The 704-nt window shown below is 37.8% G+C and carries 1 protein-coding gene; it reads left to right on the top strand.

The annotated features are described in order from the left end of the window. Positions 1-704, top strand: a 704-nt coding sequence (locus BKH42_RS09910; RefSeq protein ID WP_257874303.1) for a hypothetical protein, incomplete at both ends; no start/stop codon positions are given.

The following is a 704-nucleotide window of genomic DNA, read 5'->3' as shown; positions in this document are numbered from 1 at the left end:
AAAACCTTCTTCTTCAAATCCTGATTTTCTCAAACAATGTGGAGTTGTAGGATCTGAGTTACCTAGCGGGTTTGAATCATCGTTTGGATCTAGAGTTTTAAGATCTAAGTCGTTTAGATCTGATTTTGCTAAGTTTGATTCTTCTGATGCATTATCTAGCCCCGCATCTTCTGAGTTTGAAGTTTCAAGCCCTACTGCATCTTTTAGATTCTCTCCGTATTCAGGATCTGAAGTTTCTGAGTTTGGATCTTCTAGATCTGAATTACCTAGCGGATTTGATTCTTCTGATGCAACTTCTGAGTTTGGAGTTTCAAGCCCTACATCTTCTAGATTTGGAGTTTCTAGCCCCGCATCTTCAAGATCTGATTTTTACAAATCTGATGCATCTTCAAGATCTACATCTGCTAGCTCTGATTTTGCTAGATTTGATTCTTCAAGATCTGCATCTTCAAGATCTGATTTTGCTAAGTTTGATTCTTCAAGATCTGCAAATTCAAGATCTGATTTTTACAAATCTGATGCATTATCTAGATCTACATCTTCAAGCCCTGCATCTTCAAGATCTGATTTTGCTAAGTTTGAATCTTCTGATGCATTATCTAGCCCCGCATCTGCTAGATCTACACCTCCAAGCTCCGCACCTTCATTCTTTAAAACCTTGTGTTCTATCAAAACCAAATCACTTGTTTTGAGTCTAGCTCTAG

The sequence above is a fragment of the Helicobacter sp. 13S00482-2 genome (assembly GCF_002272795.1).
Taxonomy (GTDB): Bacteria; Campylobacterota; Campylobacteria; order Campylobacterales; family Helicobacteraceae; genus Helicobacter_J.
The sequence above is the reverse complement of the archived record's forward strand: the minus strand, read 5'-3'. Positions and strand labels throughout refer to the sequence as shown.